The organism is Pseudomonas sp. 008 (assembly GCF_016861935.1).
Lineage (GTDB): Bacteria > Pseudomonadota > Gammaproteobacteria > Pseudomonadales > Pseudomonadaceae > Aquipseudomonas.
This window is the reverse complement of record NZ_BOMA01000003.1, coordinates 337,905-356,859: the sequence shown is the minus strand read 5'-3', so window position 1 is coordinate 356,859 and position 18,955 is coordinate 337,905. Positions and strand designations below refer to the sequence as shown.

The window sequence follows — 18,955 nt, the reverse complement described above, 5'->3', positions numbered from 1 at the left end:
GCGCTTGCCAAGGGGCGCTGCGCATTTGGATCAATAAGTTGTCAGTTACGGTCATTGAGTGACAGCGGTGCGACTCTTAGTCTGTCGAACATGACTGACGGGGGCCGAAGAGCTCCTGCAAACTTTCCGTGATCGCTCGTTGTGGAGTTACCGATGGCCGCCGCTCATTACCCGCACCTGTTGGCCCCGCTGGACCTGGGTTTTACCACGTTGCGCAACCGTACCCTGATGGGTTCGATGCACACCGGTCTTGAGGAAAAGCCCGGTGGTTTCGAGCGCATGGCCGCGTACTTCGCCGAACGTGCCCGTGGCGGCGTTGGCTTGATGGTCACCGGCGGTATCGGCCCCAACGAAGAGGGCGGGGTTTACTCGGGCGCGGCCAAGCTGACCACCGAGGAAGAAGCGCTCAAACACCGGATCGTCACCCGCGCGGTGCACGAGGCGGGAGGCAAGATCTGCATGCAGATCCTTCACGCCGGGCGTTATGCCTACAGCCCGAAACAGGTGGCGCCGAGCGCGATCCAGGCGCCGATCAACCCGTTCAAGCCTAAAGAGCTGGACGAGGAAGGCATCGAGAAGCAGATCAGCGATTTCGTTACCTGCTCGACCCTGGCGCAAAAAGCCGAGTACGACGGCGTCGAGATCATGGGTTCCGAAGGTTATTTCATTAACCAGTTCCTCGCGGCCCACACCAACCATCGCACTGACCGCTGGGGCGGCGCCTACGAAAACCGCATGCGCCTGCCGGTGGAAATCGTCCGTCGGGTGCGCGAAGCGGTCGGCCCGAACTTCATCATTATCTTCCGCCTGTCGATGCTCGACCTGGTGGAGGGCGGTAGCACCTGGGAAGAAATCGTGCAATTGGCCAAGGCCATCGAGCAGGCGGGCGCGACCATCATCAACACCGGCATCGGCTGGCACGAAGCGCGGATTCCGACCATTGCCACCAAGGTGCCGCGTGCAGCGTTCAGCAAGGTCACGGCGAAACTGCGTGGTTCGGTGAGTATTCCGCTGATCACCACCAACCGCATCAACACCCCGGAAGTCGCCGAGCAGATCCTGGCCGAAGGCGATGCCGACATGGTGTCGATGGCGCGGCCGTTCCTCGCCGACCCGGACTTCGTCAACAAGGCGGCGGCCGGCCGTGGCGATGAAATCAATACCTGCATCGGTTGCAACCAGGCTTGCCTGGATCACACGTTCGGCGGCAAGTTGACCAGTTGCCTGGTGAACCCGCGGGCCTGCCATGAAACCGAACTCAATTACCTGCCGGTGCAACAGATCAAGAAAATCGCCGTGGTTGGCGCCGGTCCTGCGGGGCTGTCCGCCGCCACCGTGGCCGCCGAACGCGGTCATCAGGTGACGCTGTTCGATTCGGCCAGTGAAATCGGCGGTCAGTTCAACATCGCCAAGCGCGTGCCGGGCAAGGAAGAGTTCTTCGAAACCCTGCGCTACTTCAACCGCAAGTTGCAGACCAGCAACGTCGAGCTGTGCCTGAACACCCGTGTGGATGTGGCGCAGCTGGTCGAGGGCGGTTACGACGAAATCATCCTGGCCACCGGCATCGCGCCACGGGTGCCAGCGATCCCGGGTGTCGAGCACGCCAAGGTGCTGAGCTACCTGGACGTGTTCCTCGAGCGTAAACCGGTGGGCAAACGCGTCGCGGTGATCGGCGCTGGCGGTATCGGTTTCGACGTGTCGGAATTCCTCGTGCACGAAGGCGTGGCCACCAGTCAGGACCGCGAAGCGTTCTGGAAGGAGTGGGGCATCGATACGCACCTTGAAGCGCGTGGCGGTGTCGCGGGCATCAAGGCTGCGCCGCATGCGCCGGCTCGTGAAGTGTTCCTGCTGCAACGCAAGACCTCCAAGGTCGGCGATGGCCTGGGCAAGACCACGGGCTGGATTCACCGCACCGGTCTGAAGAACAAAAAGGTGCAAATGCTCAACAGCGTCGAGTACCTGAAGATCGACGACGAAGGCCTGCACATCCGCATCGGCGAAAGCGGCGAACCGCAGGTGCTGCCGGTGGACAACATCGTGATCTGCGCCGGGCAGGATCCATTGCGCGAGTTGCACGACGGTTTGGTTGCGGCCGGGCAGAACGTGCACTTGATCGGCGGCGCGGACGTGGCGGCGGAGCTGGATGCCAAGCGTGCGATCAACCAGGGGTCGCGGTTGGCGGCTGAACTCTAACGTTCGCAGATATCCCTTGTAGCAGCTGGCGCAGCCTGCGTTCGGCTGCGCAGCAGTCGCAAAATCAGCCATCGCGGTATTCCAGATAAACCGAGGTGTCAGGATTGACGACTGCTTCGCAGCCGAACGCAGCCTTCGGCAGCTGCTACAGGGATCGTGCTGGCTGATAGACTCCTGTTTTTCGTCAGAACGTAACGCATCAATGCTTTCCCCTCCAACAGACTGGCTCCCCCAAGCCCCCCTCGAACTACTTCACCTCGACTGGCTCACCACCGCCGGCATCGACGTCGCCATCCTGCGTCTGGACCAGATCGACCCGCTGATCAGCGGCAACAAATGGTTCAAACTCATCGAACACCTGAAAGCCGCCGACCAGAACGGCGCCCAAGGCATCATCAGCCTGGGCGGTGCTCACTCCAACCATCTCCACGCATTGGCCGCCGCAGGCAAGCGCTTCGGGTTCACCACGGTCGGTTTGCTGCGCGGGCATCCGCAAGACACCCCGACAGTAAAGGACTTACAGGCGTTCGGCATGCAGTTGCACTGGCTGGGTTATGGCGGTTATCGAGCGCGGCATGAACCGGGCTTCTGGCAGCCATGGCGGGCGCAGTATCCCGAGCTGCAACCGGTGCCGGAAGGGGGTGGTGGCTTGCGTGGGGCGAAGGGCTGCATGCAGCTGGTGGCGCAGGCCCGCGAGCAACTGAGTGGTCTGGGCTGGAGCCATTACGACGGCTGGTGGCTGGCCTGCGGAACGGGCACGACCCTGGCCGGTCTGGTGCTGGCCGAGGCGGGTGAACACCCGGTGTATGGCGCGCTGGCGGTGCCCGATGATCATGGCGTGGCGCAGCAGGTCGAGATGATTGGGCAGGAAGCCGGTTGGGTCGATCCTTTGTATGAACTACTGGACGCCAGCCGTGGCGGTTTTGCCAAAGTCGATCCGCAGCTGCTTGCATTCATCGAGCAGACCGAACAGGCCAGCGGCATTCTTTTCGAGCCGCTGTACACCGGCAAAGCGCTCATGGCTCTCAAGCAACAGGTCGACGCCGGTAAATTTCCCCAAGGCACGCGCCTGATCTTCATCCACACCGGCGGCTTGCAGGGCCGCCGGGGTTTCGAGCAAAGCGGTCGCGATTAACCGCGTTTGGGCATCATCCGCAGCAAGGTGTTATCGCGCACCACATAGTGGTGGTAAATCCCGGCCACCGCGTGCAACCCGATCAGCCAATAACCGATGGTGGCGCCGAGCTCATGCCAGCCTTGGAACTGCTTGGCCAGCGGTTTGTTTTCTTCGATCAGCGATGGCAAGTCGACGCCATAGAACATCACCCGATGCCCCTCGGCGCTGGTAATCAGCCAACCCAGAACCGGCACGGTGATCATGAAAATATACAGTGCCCAATGCATCAGCCTGGCAACCACGGTTTGCCAGCGAGGGGAGGCGGGGAATATCTGCGGTGCCGGCCCCAGGCTACGGGCGAACAGCCGCAACCAGACCAGGACGAACACGGTCAGGCCGAGCATGAAGTGTGCTTCCTTGATCAGCGTCCGGCCGCCACTGCCTTTGGGAAAGATCCCGCGAAATTCGATACAGGCGTAGACCAGTATTAACAGAACCAGCATCAACCAGTGCAGCGCGATCGATACGGTGCTGTAGCGTGATTCGGAATTCTTCCAGGGCATACGGTGTTTCCTCACAATTCTGGTCTGAAGTCACCGTTCTTGTTCGACGGCGTGCACTAACTGTAATCCTGTTTCGCAGGATTTGCCCGAGGCAAATGGGCCGTTCAATGCTCTAAATCAAGTGATCGACCACAAAAAAGCGCCAGCTCCATCAAAGGAACTGACGCTTTTTTTATGAGGCGAGAGGGGTAATCAGTTGGTTTGCGGCATTTCGCCATTGGCCAGACGCTTGTTGATGTCGGCGATCACCTCGGGCAAGTCGCTGATGGTGTCGATCATGTAGTGCGGTCGCAAGCCTTCGAACAGAGCATGAATGCGCTTGCGTTCGCTGGCGAGTTTGTCGCTGCTTAGCGCGCGATAACCTTCGTAGTCCAGACCCAGCGCGTTACCGGAGCAGATCAACGCCACGGTCCACATGCCGGCACGGCGACCTTCGAGAATGCCTGGCACCGTGTCGTCGATCTTCACGCAGGCCGCGACGTCGTCGATGCCCAGCGCAATCACATTGGCCAGGGCCTGAGCGGGCCATGGGCGGCCGTTGGGTACTTCGTCGGTGGCGACCACGTGATCGGTGACGTAGCCGTTGCTGGCGGCCAGTTCCACCACTTTGTCCATGACCTGTTTCGGGTAGCCGGAGCACGAGCCGATCTTGATCCCTTGTTGGCGCAAGTTGGCGATGGTGTCCAGGGCGCCCGGAATCAGCGCCGAATGTTCGGCGATTTTTTCGATCTGCAGCGGCATGAAGCGTTGGTAGATGGCGGTGACGTCATCGTCGGTCGGCGTGCGGCCGAACACCTGGCGATAACGCTCGGCAACTTGTGGCTGATCGCACAGGGTGCGGATGTGGTCCCACTTGCCCATGCCCATCGGCCCACGGGCTTCTTCGATGGAAACCTGGACGTCGAACTCGGCGAAGGCTTCGACGAAAATCTGTGTCGGGGCGAAGGAGCCGAAGTCGACCACGGTGCCGGCCCAGTCGAGGATGGCGGCTTGCAGTTTGGTTGGGTTGCTGTAGTTCATGTCTCATATCCTGTCTTGGGGAATTGGTGATCCCCGTAGCAGCTGCCGAGCCCGCGAGGCTGCTGCTACGGAGCGTGGTGGATCAGATTTCGATGACTTCCATCTCGCGCAGCACCTCGGCCACGGCCGCCACCGCTGCGTGCATTTCGGCCTGGTTGACGTGGCCGATGCAGCCGACGCGGAAGGTGTCGACCTGGGTCAATTTGCCGGGGTAGAGGATGAAACCCTTGGACTTGACCCGTTCGTAGAATTCCTTGAACTGATAGCGCGGGTCTTTCGGCGCATGGAAGGTAACGATGATCGGCGCCTGGATCGCCGCGGGCAGGAAGCTGCGCAGGCCGAGTTTGGCCATGTCATCGAGCAGCACCTGGCAGTTGTTGGCGTAGCGCTGATGCCGGGCGGGCAAGCCACCTTCTTCGTGGTATTGCAGCAAGGCTTCGTGCAGCGCCGCGACCACGTGGGTCGGCGGGGTGAAACGCCATTGACCGGTCTTGGCCATGTAGCTGTGCTGATCGAACAAGTCCATCGCCAGCGAGTGCGAGTTGCCGGCGGCGTTCGCCAGCGCTTCTTTGCGAGCGAAGACGAAACCCATCCCCGGCACGCCCTCCAGGCATTTGCCCGAGGCGGCGATCAGGGCGTCGAACGGCACCTGTTGCGCATCGATCGGCAGGGCGCCAAACGAGCTCATGGCGTCGATGATCAGGCGTTTGCCGTGCTGCTCGATGACGTGGGCGATTTCTGCCAGCGGGTTGAGGATGCCGGTGCTGGTTTCGCAGTGAATCAAGGCGACATGGGTGATGCTGGCGTCGGCCCGCAGCAAGCGGTCGACGTCGACGGCGGTGGTCGGTTCGTCTTCGGCGGTTTCGAAGGTGTTGAACGAGCGGCCGAGCACTTCGCAGATATTCGCCAGGCGTTTGCCGTAGGCGCCGTTGATCAGCACCAGCACTTTACCGTCCCGGGGCACCAGCGTGCCGATCGCCGCTTCGACCGCGAACGTGCCGCTGCCTTGCAGGGGCACGCAGTGGTGGCTGTCGCCGCCGTTGATGATCACCAGCAATTGCTCGCACAGGCTGGCGGTCAATTGGTTGAAGCGGTCATCCCATGAACCCCAGTCGACCATCATCGCCTGACGGGTACGTTGCGATGTGGTCAATGGGCCGGGGGTGAGCAGGATGGGCTCGGCAGTATGCATTCTTGTGTCCTTGCAAAAGCTCAGTGGGATGAAACTACGGGGCATAAATTGCAATTCGACGTGCTATCAATCAAATTGTTTGTTGTTATGCCAATCATCAGTGAGAGTTATTCATGAATCTGTTCCAGCTGCGTGCCTTCGATGCCGTGGCCCGCGAGGGCAGCTTCACCCGCGCCGCCGCACGCCTGTTCATCAGCCAACCGGCGGTCACCGGGCACATCAAGGCGCTGGAGGAGCGTTACCAGATCACCTTGTTGCGCCGCACCGCGCGGCGGGTCGAGTTGACGGAAGAGGGCACCAAGCTCGCGGCGATCACCCGGGCAATGTTCGGCCTGGCCGAAGAAGCGCAGGCGATGCTGGAGGCCAACCGGCAGCTACTCACCGGGCGCCTGGAAGTGGCGGCGGATGGCCCGCACATGGTCATGCCGATGCTCGCCAGCCTGCGTGCGCGTTATCCGGGGATTACCGTGAACCTGCGGTTGGGCAATGCCCAGGAAACCCTCGCGGCGTTGTTGTCGGAGCATGCCGACGTGGCGGTGCTGACCGAAGTCGAGCCGCGCAAAGGGTTGCATCTGCAAGGGTTGAGCGAGTCGAGGATTTGCGCGTTGGTGCCTGCTGGTCATCCGTGGGCGCAGCAGTCGAAAGGGGTGCCGCTCAAGGCGCTGGACCAGGTGATCATGGTGTTGCGCGAGCCGAGTTCGATTACCCGACGCACGTTCGACGAGGCGTGCATTCAAGCCCGGGTCAATCCACGGGTGTTGCTGGAACTGGACAGTCGCGAGGCCGTGACCGAGGCAGTGGCCGCCGAGTTGGGCGTGGGCGTGGTGTCGTCGGTGGAAGTCAGTCACGACCCACGGGTGGCGGCGGTGCCGATCATTGGCGAGGGGCTGGTCAATCGGCACATGATCGGTTGTATGGAACGGCGGCGGGATTTGCGCTTGATACAGGCGTTTTTTGGGCTGGCGCCCGTCGGGTAGAGCGCGGCGTGGCTATCGCGGGCAAGCCACGCTCCCACAGGTTTTGCGTCGTACACAAGGTTGGCGGCCAGCATAAATTCCTGTGGGAGCGGCCCGGTAAAATCACGGCATGGGATCCGAGCGGTTGATCAGCCAATCGAGCAGTAGATGCGCATCGCGGCGTGGTTCGGGAGCGGGCCGGGAAGGCTGGAGGTGGCTCATGCCGGCACACAACACCGGCCGGTCCGGGTCGCTGTCGAGAAAACTGACCAACACTTCGGTGCCGGCCATGGGCAGCCTGGACGGATCGATCCGACCGTCCGGTGCTGCGAGGGCGACCGGTAGCCAGAGCCCAACGGACTCATCCGCCTCGAACCCCGGTTTCGGCCACAAGCAGACCTGTATTCGGCCTTGCTCATCGAATGCCGCCGGTTGCCCGACGGGGCCCAGCACCCGGGCGGTCTGATAGCCCGGGATGCTCGGCCTGACCTGTTTGAGCGTCGGCCTGAATACCGTTGACCAGGGAATGGCGGTGAAACGATTGCTGTAGCGCCGGGCCATGTCATGGCCGGGCTTGTCCTCGGCGAGAATCGACGGCTGCAGCCCCTGGTGCTGGATGTCGGTGAGCAGCCACTGATCGTTGAAGCTCGAGAGCGGGTGCTGCGCCACTTGCACGATTCGTCCGCTGCGCAGCTCGTTCAGGGTGCTTTGGCCGTGGATCTGCCGATGCTGGCAACGCAGGCGTTCCAGCGTGCGGCGGCCCAGCTGTTCGCGATGAAGCTGTTCGGGCGCAAGTCTTGCCGTAACCGGGCCCGTTCCGGCGAGCGGGTGGTTGGCCGCGCCATCGCCAATCACCTGCGCGCCGCGGTTTCTGGCATCCCATTGTGCCGGGGCGGGGGCCGGGTCATGGCGCTGGAACAGTTCGCTGATCGCCGGCAAGAGCGGGTCGTTGAGCACGTCGGTATGGAACGGCATCAGCAGCGGTTCCTGCGGGAAACTCAGGCTGTCGTCGGCCAGAACCAGCAGGTGCCCGTCGGGCTGATGCTCGAAGTGGAAGTGGATGCCTTCTTCTTCACACAGCCGCTGCATGAAGGCCAGATCGCTCTCATCGTACTGAATGCAAAAGGGCCGCAGCGGGTAGTGGCCGCAGGTCAGGTCGAAGCGATAGCTATGCTCGGGCAGCCGATGCTTCTCCAGTAACTGACGCATGATCGCCGGCACGCTGAGACGATGAAATACCCGACGCGAGCTGTGCAACTGAAGTCGTTGCAGATGGGGCGCCAGCACCAGTGAGTAGCCGACCCGATACGGGCCGCGATGTTCGCGGCTGACGCTGTGGATCACGCCATGAATGCCCTGATCAGCCGACAGCCTCAGGAACGCTGGTTGTTGCAGCAACCGGTGCAGGTTCATCGCCGGTGCGAGGCCGATCACCTCGATGTCGAATCGATAGGGCTGGTTGAGGCCTTCGCGGCCATTGAACTGCAATACCTGCAAACTCAGACCACCGTCGAGGAGTGTCAAGGTGTAGGGACTTTCCTTGTCGTTGTGCATCGAATGCGCTTCTGCCATGGAGAACGGGCGCAGAGGGTACGAAACCACAGCCCTGAAGCGTCACCGCAAATCGACTTTTCAGAATTGCCCTACAAACACTGTTGAAGATGTCGATCGGTCATCGGCTGAAGATGTTGGAATTTTTGGTCGATTGGCATCTTTAGGCCGTATAAACTTGCGCTACGCGTCGGCCAATAGATGTCTCGGCGCCACAGATCAAGAGAGTGAGTAATGGGCGCACAGTGGAAGGTTAAACACAAAGAAGCGGCAGCCAACGCCAAGGGCAAGATCTTCGGCAAACTGGTGAAGGAAATCACCATTGCTGCGCGCAACGGTGCCGATACCGCCACCAACGCACACCTGCGTCTGGTGGTCGAACAGGCGAAAAAAGCCTCGATGCCTCGCGAAACCCTGGAACGCGCGATCAAGAAAGGCTCCGGCCAGCTCGGCGAAACCGTGCAATACCATCGCGTGACGTATGAAGGGTTCGCACCGCATCAAGTGCCGCTGATCGTTGAATGCGTGACTGACAACATCAACCGCACCGTCGCTGAAATCCGCGTGGCGTTCCGCAAGGGTCAGTTGGGCGCTTCCGGTTCGGTGGCCTGGGACTTCAACCACGTCGGCATGATCGAGGCGTCCCCGGACAGCCCTGACGCCGATCCGGAAATGGCCGCGATCGAAGCCGGCGCCCAGGATTTCGAACCGGGCGAAGACGGCGCGACGCTGTTCCTGACCGACCCTGCGGACCTGGATGCGGTACAGAAAGCGCTGCCGGAGCAAGGCTTCACCGTGTTGTCGGCCAAGTTGGGTTATCAGCCGAAGAACCCGGTGAGCGGCTTGAGCGACGAGCAGATGGCAGAAGTCGAAGCGTTCCTCGAAGGCCTCGATAACCACGATGACGTGCAGGACATGTTTGTCGGGTTGGCGGGTTAAGCGGTTCTGACCGTTGTGATTTAACCTGTGGTGAGGGCTTGCTTGTGGCGAGGGGGCTTGCCCCCGTTGGGTTGCGAAGCGACCCCAAAAGCGACGGCTGCTGCGCAACCGAACGGGGGCAAGCCCCCTCGCCACAGTTCTATCTTTGCGGGTCAGGATCCATTCAACTCCCGCACCACCTCACTGAACCCCGGCCGCGCCAACACGTCCGGCTGACAGCAGCGCTGTTGTAAATCCTCTAACGCGACCCGCTGTTCTGCGCTCAACCCCGAGTCGATCCGCTCCAGCAATTCCCCCAGCAAAATCCCGAACGCCCGTACCTCGATCCGTTGCAGCGCGCGGCTTTCAAGGCTGTCCGAGGTGGCATGGAAAGATGCCGCGCCAAAATCCCCCAACAGACAATCGCCATGCTCGTTCCACAGAATGTTGTGGCCATAGAGGTCGCCGTGGGTGATGCCTTGGCGGTGCAGGTGTTCGGCCACCGAGGCGATGCCACTGGCGATGCGCATTGCCACGCCGGCGCTGAACCGGGTGTCGTCGGCATAGATGTCACGGGAGCAGGACGCCAGGCTCGGCAGGCTGGCCAGGTTGCGGTAGCTCGGATCGATCAGTTGCATCACCAGCCCGGCCTGCGCCTGCGGATGCCCGACGATCCGCCCTTCGACCCGGATCAGGTTGGGGTGAATGCCGGCAGTGATGCAGGCGTTCATTTCGTGCAACGGCGAGCCGTCGCTGGTCATTTCGCCTTTGTAGAGTTTTACCGCGACCTGTTTTGTCTGCTCCCACAACGCCTGATGAATGACCCCCGACGCGCCTTCGCCGAGTTTCTGCTCCAGGCTCAGCTCGGACCAGGGAATGCTCGTCGTGGCTTCAAGTGCCGCCGCATCGGCTTCGGTTTCCAATGGGTTGCCGGCGTAGGCCAGCCAGGTCAAGCTCGGCAGGGTCAGTAGCCATTCGGGAAGCTCGCTGAGCTGATTGGCGGCAATGCGGATCAGCTCAAGTCGATGACACTGGCTCAGGCTCTCGGGCAAGCGCTGTAAGCGGTTGCCGGCGAGCATGAGTTTTTGCAGGTGCGGGCGCTCGCCCAGCTCGGTTGGCAAATCTGTGATGCGGTTGTCGGTCAGGATCAGCCAGCGCAACAGCGGCGGCAGGGCGGCGGCCGGCACGTGTTCGATGGTGTTGGCCTTGAAACCGATCATCGTCAGTGCCGTACACTGGCCGAGGCAGGCGGGCAGTTCGGTGAACTGATTGTCCGAGCAGAACAGCACGCGCAAACGGGTCAGGCGGTGCAGATCGTCCGGCAGGCTGCGCAAGGCGTTGCCGCTGAGGTTGAGCACTTCCAGCGAGTCCGCCAGGTCGAATATTTCCCGGGGGAATTCGGTCAGGCCACAGACCAGGTCCAGGCGGGTGATACCCGACAATTGGCCGGCGCGCAGTTGTGCGAGGGTGTGCATAGGCAGGTTCGCTATTGATCTGAAGGAAGGCGCGGGGGCCTGGAAATGGGCGACATGATAGCGGGAAAGTGGTGGTGGCTGTCAGGCGAGTTCCCTGACCTCCAGCAACTGCCCCAACCGGCTGCGCGTGCGCGCCAGGTCGATGGCATCGCCATCCAGGCATTCGCGCAATGACTGGTGGCCGAGCAGAATCAGGTGTTTGTCCTGGTCGTACAAGACGTCGATCAGGTTGATGAAGCGTTGCTGGGCGGCGATTGAACAGTCGGCGAGGCTGGGCAGTTTGTCGATGATCCAGCGGTCGAAGCGCCGGCACAGTTCCAGGTAGTCCATGACGGCGGTGGGGTGTTCGCACAGGTCGGCGAAGGTGAAGCCGATGGTTCGCCCTTCGCAGTATCGGGCATGAAGGTGCCGTGTCCCGACGGGCAGTCGAATGGGCGGTGCGTCGTGTTCGAGCAGGTGCAGCGCCTGACGTTGGGTCACCGTGGCCGGCCAGACGTACTGGCCCTGGGTAAACAGCTGCTGCGCATGGGGTCGCGCCTGACTGCGGTAATCGTGGGGGCCGCCGACTTCCATCACCTGCATGCGCGTGTTGATCAGGTCGATCACCGGTTTGAAACGAGCGTGGTAGAGCGGGTTGGGCAGTAAACCTTCCGGCGGGTAGTTTGAGGTCACCAGCAGCAGAATCCCCCGGCGAAACAGCGCCTTGAACAGCCGGGTGATGAGCATCGCATCGCCGATGTCATGCACATGGAATTCATCGAAACACAGCACCCGGCAGTCTTGCAGCAGTTCGTCGAGGGTGGTTGCCAGCGCATCGGGCTGATCGCGATGGCTGAACATGCCCTGGTGCAATTGCGCAAAAAACTCATGGAAGTGCAGGCGCTGTTTTGCCGTGACGGGGATGGCCTGGAAAAATCCGTCGAGCAGCCAGCTCTTGCCGCGCCCGACCGCACCATGGAGGTAAAGCCCGGGGAGTGGCGCCGATGACCCCGGCAGCGCCGATGCGTGCTGCGCCATGCAGTCGATCACGCGCAACTGGCTGTGGCTGAGGGTGTAGCCCTGAACATGGGCCTTGTGGCGGAAGTAGTCGTGGATCACCCGGCCTTGCGCGCTGCCACTGGTTGGCGCCGCGAATGCCTTGCCGAAAAAACGGCGTAGCGCGGACCAGCGTGGTGTGAGTTGCGGACGGTTGGGCGGTCGTACGGCCAATGTGATGTCACCCCGTAATCTTCAGGCCGGCTCCCCCTGAGCCGCGGCGGCGTAGTTTAACCAAGTGGGTAATTTCCCTTCCACTGCTGCCGATAAAATCTGTAGGAGCGAGGCTTGCCCGCGAAGAACGATGATGCGGTGATACGAAAAAACGCGGTGCATTCTTCGCGGGCAAGCCTCGCTCCTACAGGATTTCGATCTTTTGATCTTCGAGGTTAACGCTCGATACTGCGATTCCACCGATCATTCCATGCCGGGCGCTGTTCGTTGACCTGATCCCAATCGATGGCAATCGCTGTCTCCAGATAGCGCTTCATCGCCTCGACCTGACCGCGGGTCTTGTCGGTGGTTGGCGTATTCGGGTTCGACGGAATCTGATCGCCGTCTTCAAGCGCCGCAGCCTGTGCTTCAGGTGTCAGCAAGAAGGCTGCGAGTTTCTGCGCCAGTTCCGGTTGGGTGTTGTTGGCGATGGCGCATTCGGCCACGTTGAGCACCACCGAGCCTTCCTTCGGCTGCGCATATTCCACCGGCATGCCCTTGAGTTTCAGCGCGGTGACCTGGGTCGGGGTCAGCGGGAACAGCGCCGCTTCGTCGGTCTGGAGCATTTCGGAGATTTTCGCCGAGCTCGGAATGTACTCCAGCACGTTGCGCCCGACGGTGTTCGGCCAGGCCTTGAACCCCGGTTCGACGTTGGTTTCGCTACCACCCTGAATCCGGTTGAACATCAGGAAACCGTGCAGGCCGAAGGTCGAGGAGGCCATCGACTGGAACACAACCTTGTCCTTGTATCGAGGATCGGCCATGTCCATCCAGGAGGTTGGCGCGTTCCAGCCTTTTTCCTTGAACAGCCGCGTGTTGTACGCCAACCCGGTAACGCCGAGGCTGACCGCCACCGCTTGATCCTTGATGCGGCCCTTGGGCGGAATCTGCGCCAGGGTCGGGCTGTCTTCGAGTTTGTCGCACAAGCCCATGGCGATGGCGCGGTACATGATGCCGTCGTCGAGGAACATCACGTGCAATTGCGGGTTGCCTTTGCTGGCCTGGACCTTGGCCAGAATATCGGCGGAGGTTCCCGGCACGATCACCACTTTGACGTTATTGGCTTTCTCGAAAACCGGCAGCACCTTGTCGGCGTAGAGCCGCTCCATGGTCCCGCCGTTCATGCCCAGGTAAAGCGTCGGCTCGGCGTGGGCCTGAGTGACCGTGAGCAGGGCGCTCATGCAGGACAAACCGAGCAGTGCAGTGCGTTTGAGGTTATTCATTGGCGCGACCTTCCTCTATCAAGCTACGGAGATGGAGTGAAACCGGGTGATGGAAAACGCATTCAGCGGCGTCTTTGACGCGCCGCTACAGATGATCTCGGTGAGCGCCTGGCCCACCGCAGGCCCGATCTGAAAGCCCGCGCCGGCAAAGCCGAATGCGTGCAACAGACCGAGTTGCGTGCTGCTGTGACCGATCACCGGTTGGCGGTCGGGTAAATAACCTTCGGTGCCGCTCCAGGTACGAATCGCCTGGGCGCCTTCAAGAAACGGGTAGAGCTCGACGGCCTGACGCAGGATCTCGATCACCGCGCTCTGACCAGGTCGGGCGCGGGCACCATCAAGGGCAAAGCCCTGGCCGCCGCCCAACACACAATTGCCCCGCGCGACCTGACGGGCATAGATGCCGCCGCCTTCGACGCCGGTGCTGGCATTCATCACCAACGGTAACGGCTCGGTGACCAGCATCGCCGGGTGCCCGGCGTGCATCGGCACCGCTTCACCGAATTGCGCGGCAAGGTTGCCGGCCCAGGCGCCGGCGCAGTTCAGCAGCCAGGGGGCGCGCAGTTCGAGGCCGGTTTGAGTGCTGACGCGAAAGCGCTGACCATCGTGTTCCACCGCCGTGACTGCGCATTGCTCATGCACCTGCGCGCCATGCCGACGTGCCGCTTGGGCGAACGCCGGAGACACCAGGCGCGGGTTGGCGTGGCCATCGTCCGGGCACAGCGAAGCACCGACCGCTACGTCTCCGACCCACGGAAAACGTGCGCGCAACTCACTGCGGTCGAACAGTTGCAAATCGAGGCCGAACCCCTGGCTGCTGGCGGCGTAATCCTGCAACGCTCGTAAATCGTTGAGACTGCGGGCGAGTTTCAAGTGACCGCTGCGCTGGTACTCGCCGTCGATGCCGATCAGTTGTGGCAACTGTCCCCAGATTTCATGGGCCCGTTGCGACAACGGCAATTGCGACAACGGTCGGCCCTGACGACGCACGCCGCCATAGTTCACGCCGCTGGAATGCGAGCCGCAAAAGTCCCGTTCCAGCAGCGCCACACGTCGGCCGGCCTTGCTCAGAAACAGGGCGGCGGAAGCCCCGACAATGCCGCCGCCAATGATGACTGCCTCGACTTCGATCATGGCTCGACCTCCAGACCGAACGGCAAGGGTTTGATCGGTGCCTGAGCCCGCAACCGACCGATTTCGGCTACGGAACGCTGACTTTCGCAGGCAATGATTTCCGCGGCGGCGGCCCCGCACATCCGGCCCTGACAGCGACCCATGCCGACCCGGCAATGGGCCTTGACCCGGTTGATCTCCCAATGACCTTCGCGCACCACCTGGCGGATGTCGCCGGCGCGTACTTCTTCGCAGCGACAGATCATCAGGTCATCCGCAGCGTCAGCGGCCCAGCTTTCGGGGAAGGCAAAGGCACGCTCAAGGCCCTGGCGGAATCTGCCGATATCTTTCAGCGACTGTTCCAGCTGGGTGGCACGTTGCGGCGGGAGCAGGTGACCGCTGTCTTCGAGCAAGGCGAGGGCTGCCCGTTCACCGGCCATTTCCGCCGCGTCGGCACCCATGATGCCGGCGCCGTCGCCAGCCAGGTACACCTCGGCGACACTGCTGCGCCCGGCACTGTCGCGCTGTGGCAGCCAGGCGCGGTTGAGCGGGTTCCAGGTGAATTCGCAGCCCAGCAGGTCGGCGAGTTGGGTTTCGCTGCGCAGACCATGGGCGAAGGCGACAGCGTCGCAGTCGATTCGATGTTGGCCTTTTGCGTTGCGCCAGATCAGCGATTGCACACGCTGTTGGCCATCGATGCCTGACAGGCTGGCGCCTTGATGCACCGGGATGCTGTGGGCGGTCAGCCAGGTACGGTAATAGAGGCCTTTGGCGAGGGTAGCCGGTTGCGACAACAGACCGGGCAGGGCACGAGCCTGAGCGCTGAACGGCGAACTGTCGAGCACCGCGACCACGTTGGCACCGGCCTTGGCGTATTGATACGCCACCAGGTACAGCAACGGTCCGCTGCCGGCGAACACCACGCGTTCACCAATGGCACAGCCCTGAAACTTCAAGGCGATCTGCGCCGCGCCGAGGCTGTACACCCCCGGCAACGTCCAGCCCGGCACCGGCAGAATCCGGTCGATGGCGCCCGTGGCGACAATCACCCGGGAGAACGCCACACGTATGGCGCGGCCCTCGCGCAAAGTGTCGAGCGCGTTGGCCTCGGCGTTCCACACCAGCGTGTCGGGGCGGTAGTCGAGTTGCTCGCGCAGTTCGTCGATGGTTCGATGCAGCGCGTTGGCCTTGGGGGCTTCGAAGCCATACAACTTGACGGGCGAGCGCTTGAAGTTCACCGGCTGCCGCCGATAAATCTGCCCGCCACCGCGTGCGGCTTCGTCCAGCAGAACCGGGCGCACGCCATGCGCCACCAGCGTCTGCGCCGCACGAATCCCGGCAGGGCCGGCGCCGATGATCACCACAGCGTTCATACCGAGCGCCCCGGTTCGCGGCTGACCTGCTGGCCGGCCTCAAGCTGCGTCGAACACGCCCGCACCCGGCGGCCATCGCCCAGGCGTACCCAGCAGTCCTGGCAGGCGCCCATCAGGCAGAAGCCGGCGCGGGGTTCGGCGCTGAAGTCGCTGCCGCGCAGGTGTTCGCTGCAGGTCAGCACGGCGGTCAGCAGGGTGTCGCCGAGCAAGCCACTGGCAGGCACGCCGTCGAGGGTAAAGTCCAGGGCCGGGCGGTCGCCTTCGGCCAGTCGTTTCAGCAGAGCCATGGCGCCCTCATTGTTTACCCACCAGAACCCGATCCAGGCCGTAGACCCGATCGAGCAGAATCATCGTCAGCGCGGTCAGCGCGATCACCAGGGCCGACACCGCCGCCATCATCGGATCGATGGATTCGGTGGCGTACACGTACATGCGCACTGGCAAGGTTTGCGTGGCCGGCGAGGTGACGAAGATCGACAACGTGACCTCGTCAAAACTGTTGATGAACGCCAGCAGCCAGCCACCGGCGACCCCCGGCAGAATCATCGGCAAGGTGATTTGCCGGAACAGCGTGAAGCGCCCGGCACCCAAGGATTGCGCGGCGTGTTCGGCGCTGCGGTCCAGGCCGATGGCCGACGCCAATACCAGCCGCAACACATACGGCGTGATTACCAGCACATGCGCGAAGATCAGCCAGGCGAAGCTGCCGTTGACGCCCATCAGCGCGAACAGGCGCAGCAACGCCACCCCCAGCACCAGGTGCGGAATGATGATCGGCGACAGGAACAGGGCGTTGAAAAAGTCCCGTCCGGGGAACTCGAAGCGGGTGATCGCCAGCGCCGCCGGCACCGCAATCAGCGTCGCCAGACTGGCCGCGCTGAAGGCCAGGATCAGGCTGTTGTAGAACGCATCGACAAAGTCCGCGCGTTCGAACACGGCGCGGAACCAGCGCAGGGAGAAATCCGTGGTCGGCAGGCTCAGGGTGTTTTCCGGGGTGAAGGCGACGAGGCACACCACCACCAGCGGCGCGAGCATGAACAGCACCACCAGGGCATGGAACAGCAGGGCGAAAGGACCGTTTCTGGACATGACGAATTATCCCAATGACTTCTTGTAGCGGCCTTCGATCATCCGGTTCCACGACAGCATGATCAGCAGGTTGAGCAACAGCAGGGCCACGGCAATCGCGGCGCCCATCGGCCAGTTCAGCTCCGACAGGTACTGGTCGTAGATCAGCGTGGCGACCATCTTCAGCCGGCGTCCGCCGAGCAGGCCGGGAATGGCGAAGGAACTGGCCGCGAGGCCGAACACGATCAAGGTGCCGGAGAGCACGCCGGGCATGACCTGCGGCAACACCACTTTGCGTATCACCGTGAAGTGGCTGGCGCCCAGTGACAGCGCAGCCTGCTCGGCGGCCGGGTCGAGTTTTTGCAGCGAGGTCCAGACCGGAATGATCATGAACGGCAGCATCACGTGGACCAGCGCGATCACCACTGCGAACGGCGTGTAGAGCAGCTTCATCGGCGAGCCACCGAAGGCTTGCAAGGTCTGGTTGACCAGCCCGTCGGCGCCCAGCAACAGGCTCCAGCCGAACGCCCGCACCACCACCGAAATCAGCAGCGGCGTGAGGATCAGAATCAGGAAAATCGAACGCCACGGTGCGCCCATGCGACTGAGGATGTAGGCCTCGGGCACGCCGATCAGCACGCAGAGCAGGGTGGTCAGGGCGCTGATCCACATCGTGCGCAGAAAGATCTCGTAGAAGTACGGATCGCCCAGCAGGCTGCTGTAATGGGCGAAGGTGTAGGCGTCGCTGTTGATCCCCGAGCTGTAGTCGAAGACGTTCAACGACAACACCAGCGTCAGCAGCAGCGGGATCGCCAGCAGGCCGACGTACAACGCCAGGGCCGGCGCCGACAACACATACCCTTGGCGTCCCTGACGGATGGCGGCGAGCGTATTCATGCCGACACCTCGTCGACACTCAGCACCCGCAGCAGTGCCGCGTCCCAGTCGAGGCCGACCGCCGTGCCTTCGGCCAGTGGCGCCGAGCCGTCGTTGCGACGCACCACGCAGAGTTCGCCCAGGGTTGTCGTTACGCCGTACAACCATTGGCTGCCGAGGAAGAAGCGGCTGGCGATCTTGCCTTGCAGACGACCATGGCCTTTTTCCCGCAGATCGATTTTCTCCGGGCGCAGGCTTAACGTCAGTTCACCGTTGCCGGTGTTGCACACCTGAACCGCGCCGGCGCCATCTCGCTCACCGGGCAGCAGATTGGCTTTGCCGACGAACCCGGAAATGAACTCGGTGCGCGGGTGTTCGTAGAGGGTGTAAGGGGCGTCGATCTGGGTGATGCGCCCGGCCTGCATCACCACCACCCGATCGCTGATCGACAGCGCTTCGGACTGGTCGTGGGTGACCATCAGCGTGGTGATCCCGACTTCGCGCTGGATGCGGCGGATTTCGAACTGCATCTCTTCGCGCAAATTGGCGTCGAGGTTGGACAGCGGTTCGTCGAGCAGCAACACCGGCGGCTCGATCACCAACGCCCGGGCCAGAGCAACACGCTGGCGCTGGCCGCCGGAAAGCTCTCGCGGGTAACGCTCGGCGTGCTGGTGCAGGCGAACCAGTTTCAGCACTCGGTCCACCCGTTGCTGCAACTCACCGTTGGGCACTTTGCGCATGCGCAGGCCGAAGGCGACGTTGTCTTGCACGGTCATGTGCGGGAACAGCGCGTAACTCTGGAATACCACGCCCAGGCCACGGCTGGCGGGTTTGGCGTGGGTGATGTCGCGACCGTCCAGCACAATGCGTCCGCTGCTGACTTCGACGAAGCCGGCGATCATTTGCAGGGTGGTGGTTTTGCCGCAGCCGGAGGGGCCGAGCAGTGAGACGAACTCGCCTTTTTCCACCGACAGGTTGGTGGCGACGACTGCGTCGATCTCGCCATATCGTTTGCCGAGGTTTTCAAGCTGCACAAAGGCCATGACTGCGCTCCACCTGAGATTGTTAT

17 protein-coding genes are annotated in these 18,955 nt (G+C 62.4%); 4 read left to right on the top strand and 13 right to left on the bottom strand.

The genetic code is table 11. The features are described from left to right. Nucleotides 1–153: 153 nt before the first annotated feature. Both JUI81_RS08865 and JUI81_RS08860 read left to right on the top strand, forming a co-directional pair. Nucleotides 154–2,193 (top strand): NADPH-dependent 2,4-dienoyl-CoA reductase, encoded by a 2,040-nt coding sequence (locus JUI81_RS08865; RefSeq protein ID WP_204124122.1) that lies wholly within the window; start codon nt 154–156, stop codon nt 2,191–2,193. Between the two features lie 202 nt (nt 2,194–2,395). Then, on the top strand, nt 2,396–3,328 hold the full coding sequence (locus JUI81_RS08860) for a 1-aminocyclopropane-1-carboxylate deaminase/D-cysteine desulfhydrase (RefSeq protein WP_204124121.1): 933 nt from the start codon (nt 2,396–2,398) through the stop codon (nt 3,326–3,328). Here the strand turns inward: JUI81_RS08860 and JUI81_RS08855 are convergent. From JUI81_RS08855 to JUI81_RS08845, 3 genes are all read right to left on the bottom strand, one after another. Further along, nucleotides 3,325–3,873: a cytochrome b gene (locus JUI81_RS08855; RefSeq protein ID WP_204124120.1), complete on the bottom strand. Its 549-nt coding sequence runs from the start codon at nt 3,871–3,873 to the stop codon at nt 3,325–3,327. The genes JUI81_RS08860 and JUI81_RS08855 overlap by 4 nt on opposite strands. Before the next feature lie 192 nt (nt 3,874–4,065). Next, nucleotides 4,066–4,893 carry a phosphonoacetaldehyde hydrolase gene (gene phnX / locus JUI81_RS08850; protein ID WP_204124119.1) on the bottom strand — a complete coding sequence of 276 codons (828 nt, stop codon included), beginning with the start codon at nt 4,891–4,893 and terminating at the stop codon, nt 4,066–4,068. Nucleotides 4,894–4,975: 82 nt separating this feature from the next. Beyond that, nucleotides 4,976–6,085 carry a 2-aminoethylphosphonate--pyruvate transaminase gene (locus JUI81_RS08845; RefSeq protein WP_204124118.1) on the bottom strand — a complete coding sequence of 370 codons (1,110 nt, stop codon included), beginning with the start codon at nt 6,083–6,085 and terminating at the stop codon, nt 4,976–4,978. Nucleotides 6,086–6,198: 113 nt separating this feature from the next. Here JUI81_RS08845 and JUI81_RS08840 point away from each other — a divergent pair, with 113 nt between their 5' ends. After that, complete coding sequence (locus tag JUI81_RS08840) at nt 6,199–7,062, top strand: LysR substrate-binding domain-containing protein (RefSeq protein ID WP_204124117.1); 864 nt, start codon at nt 6,199–6,201, stop codon at nt 7,060–7,062. Between the two features lie 102 nt (nt 7,063–7,164). Here the strand turns inward: JUI81_RS08840 and JUI81_RS08835 are convergent, their stop codons facing one another. Beyond that, nucleotides 7,165–8,595, bottom strand: coding sequence for a type VI secretion system Vgr family protein (locus tag JUI81_RS08835; RefSeq protein WP_204124116.1), 1,431 nt, complete (start codon nt 8,593–8,595; stop codon nt 7,165–7,167). A 231-nt stretch (nt 8,596–8,826) separates the two neighbouring features. On the opposite strand from JUI81_RS08835, the gene JUI81_RS08830 reads away from it, so the two are divergent. After that, nucleotides 8,827–9,531: a YebC/PmpR family DNA-binding transcriptional regulator gene (locus tag JUI81_RS08830; protein WP_007940960.1), complete on the top strand. Its 705-nt coding sequence runs from the start codon at nt 8,827–8,829 to the stop codon at nt 9,529–9,531. Nucleotides 9,532–9,683: 152 nt separating this feature from the next. Here the strand turns inward: JUI81_RS08830 and JUI81_RS08825 are convergent, their stop codons facing one another. From JUI81_RS08825 to JUI81_RS08785, 9 genes are all read right to left on the bottom strand, one after another. Then, entirely contained in the window at nt 9,684–10,985 is a 1,302-nt protein-coding gene (locus JUI81_RS08825; protein WP_028941224.1) for a leucine-rich repeat-containing protein kinase family protein, read from the bottom strand. Between the two features lie 81 nt (nt 10,986–11,066). Further along, on the bottom strand, nt 11,067–12,194 hold the full coding sequence (zapE, locus tag JUI81_RS08820; RefSeq protein ID WP_028941225.1) for a cell division protein ZapE: 1,128 nt from the start codon (nt 12,192–12,194) through the stop codon (nt 11,067–11,069). A gap of 215 nt (nt 12,195–12,409) precedes the next feature. Continuing rightward, entirely contained in the window at nt 12,410–13,456 is a 1,047-nt protein-coding gene (locus JUI81_RS08815) for an ABC transporter substrate-binding protein (protein WP_204124115.1), read from the bottom strand. Nucleotides 13,457–13,474: 18 nt separating this feature from the next. Further along, entirely contained in the window at nt 13,475–14,590 is a 1,116-nt protein-coding gene (locus tag JUI81_RS08810) for an FAD-binding oxidoreductase (RefSeq protein WP_204124114.1), read from the bottom strand. Beyond that, nucleotides 14,587–15,942, bottom strand: coding sequence for an NAD(P)/FAD-dependent oxidoreductase (locus tag JUI81_RS08805; protein WP_204124113.1), 1,356 nt, complete (start codon nt 15,940–15,942; stop codon nt 14,587–14,589). Before JUI81_RS08805 ends, JUI81_RS08810 begins: the two co-directional genes overlap by 4 nt. Further along, entirely contained in the window at nt 15,939–16,229 is a 291-nt protein-coding gene (locus JUI81_RS08800; RefSeq protein ID WP_018925441.1) for a (2Fe-2S)-binding protein, read from the bottom strand. Before JUI81_RS08800 ends, JUI81_RS08805 begins: the two co-directional genes overlap by 4 nt. Before the next feature lie 7 nt (nt 16,230–16,236). Continuing rightward, nucleotides 16,237–17,031 (bottom strand): ABC transporter permease, encoded by a 795-nt coding sequence (locus JUI81_RS08795; protein ID WP_019580025.1) that lies wholly within the window; start codon nt 17,029–17,031, stop codon nt 16,237–16,239. Nucleotides 17,032–17,037: 6 nt separating this feature from the next. Beyond that, complete coding sequence (locus JUI81_RS08790) at nt 17,038–17,907, bottom strand: ABC transporter permease (RefSeq protein ID WP_086945059.1); 870 nt, start codon at nt 17,905–17,907, stop codon at nt 17,038–17,040. After that, nucleotides 17,904–18,929: an ABC transporter ATP-binding protein gene (locus JUI81_RS08785; protein WP_204124112.1), complete on the bottom strand. Its 1,026-nt coding sequence runs from the start codon at nt 18,927–18,929 to the stop codon at nt 17,904–17,906. Before JUI81_RS08785 ends, JUI81_RS08790 begins: the two co-directional genes overlap by 4 nt. Nucleotides 18,930–18,955: the final 26 nt, after the last annotated feature.

Coding starts and splice junctions, on each gene's coding strand:
- JUI81_RS08860 (WP_204124121.1), top strand. CDS start 2,396: ATGCTTTCCCCTCCAACAGACTGGCTCCCCCAAGCCCCCCTCGAACTA.
- JUI81_RS08830 (WP_007940960.1), top strand. CDS start 8,827: ATGGGCGCACAGTGGAAGGTTAAACACAAAGAAGCGGCAGCCAACGCC.
- JUI81_RS08805 (WP_204124113.1), bottom strand. CDS start 15,942: ATGAACGCTGTGGTGATCATCGGCGCCGGCCCTGCCGGGATTCGTGCG.
- JUI81_RS08810 (WP_204124114.1), bottom strand. CDS start 14,590: ATGATCGAAGTCGAGGCAGTCATCATTGGCGGCGGCATTGTCGGGGCT.
- JUI81_RS08785 (WP_204124112.1), bottom strand. CDS start 18,929: ATGGCCTTTGTGCAGCTTGAAAACCTCGGCAAACGATATGGCGAGATC.
- phnX (WP_204124119.1), bottom strand. CDS start 4,893: ATGAACTACAGCAACCCAACCAAACTGCAAGCCGCCATCCTCGACTGG.
- JUI81_RS08815 (WP_204124115.1), bottom strand. CDS start 13,456: ATGAATAACCTCAAACGCACTGCACTGCTCGGTTTGTCCTGCATGAGC.
- JUI81_RS08825 (WP_028941224.1), bottom strand. CDS start 10,985: ATGCACACCCTCGCACAACTGCGCGCCGGCCAATTGTCGGGTATCACC.
- JUI81_RS08840 (WP_204124117.1), top strand. CDS start 6,199: ATGAATCTGTTCCAGCTGCGTGCCTTCGATGCCGTGGCCCGCGAGGGC.
- JUI81_RS08845 (WP_204124118.1), bottom strand. CDS start 6,085: ATGCATACTGCCGAGCCCATCCTGCTCACCCCCGGCCCATTGACCACA.
- JUI81_RS08795 (WP_019580025.1), bottom strand. CDS start 17,031: ATGTCCAGAAACGGTCCTTTCGCCCTGCTGTTCCATGCCCTGGTGGTG.
- JUI81_RS08800 (WP_018925441.1), bottom strand. CDS start 16,229: ATGGCTCTGCTGAAACGACTGGCCGAAGGCGACCGCCCGGCCCTGGAC.
- JUI81_RS08835 (WP_204124116.1), bottom strand. CDS start 8,595: ATGCACAACGACAAGGAAAGTCCCTACACCTTGACACTCCTCGACGGT.
- JUI81_RS08865 (WP_204124122.1), top strand. CDS start 154: ATGGCCGCCGCTCATTACCCGCACCTGTTGGCCCCGCTGGACCTGGGT.
- JUI81_RS08855 (WP_204124120.1), bottom strand. CDS start 3,873: ATGCCCTGGAAGAATTCCGAATCACGCTACAGCACCGTATCGATCGCG.
- JUI81_RS08790 (WP_086945059.1), bottom strand. CDS start 17,907: ATGAATACGCTCGCCGCCATCCGTCAGGGACGCCAAGGGTATGTGTTG.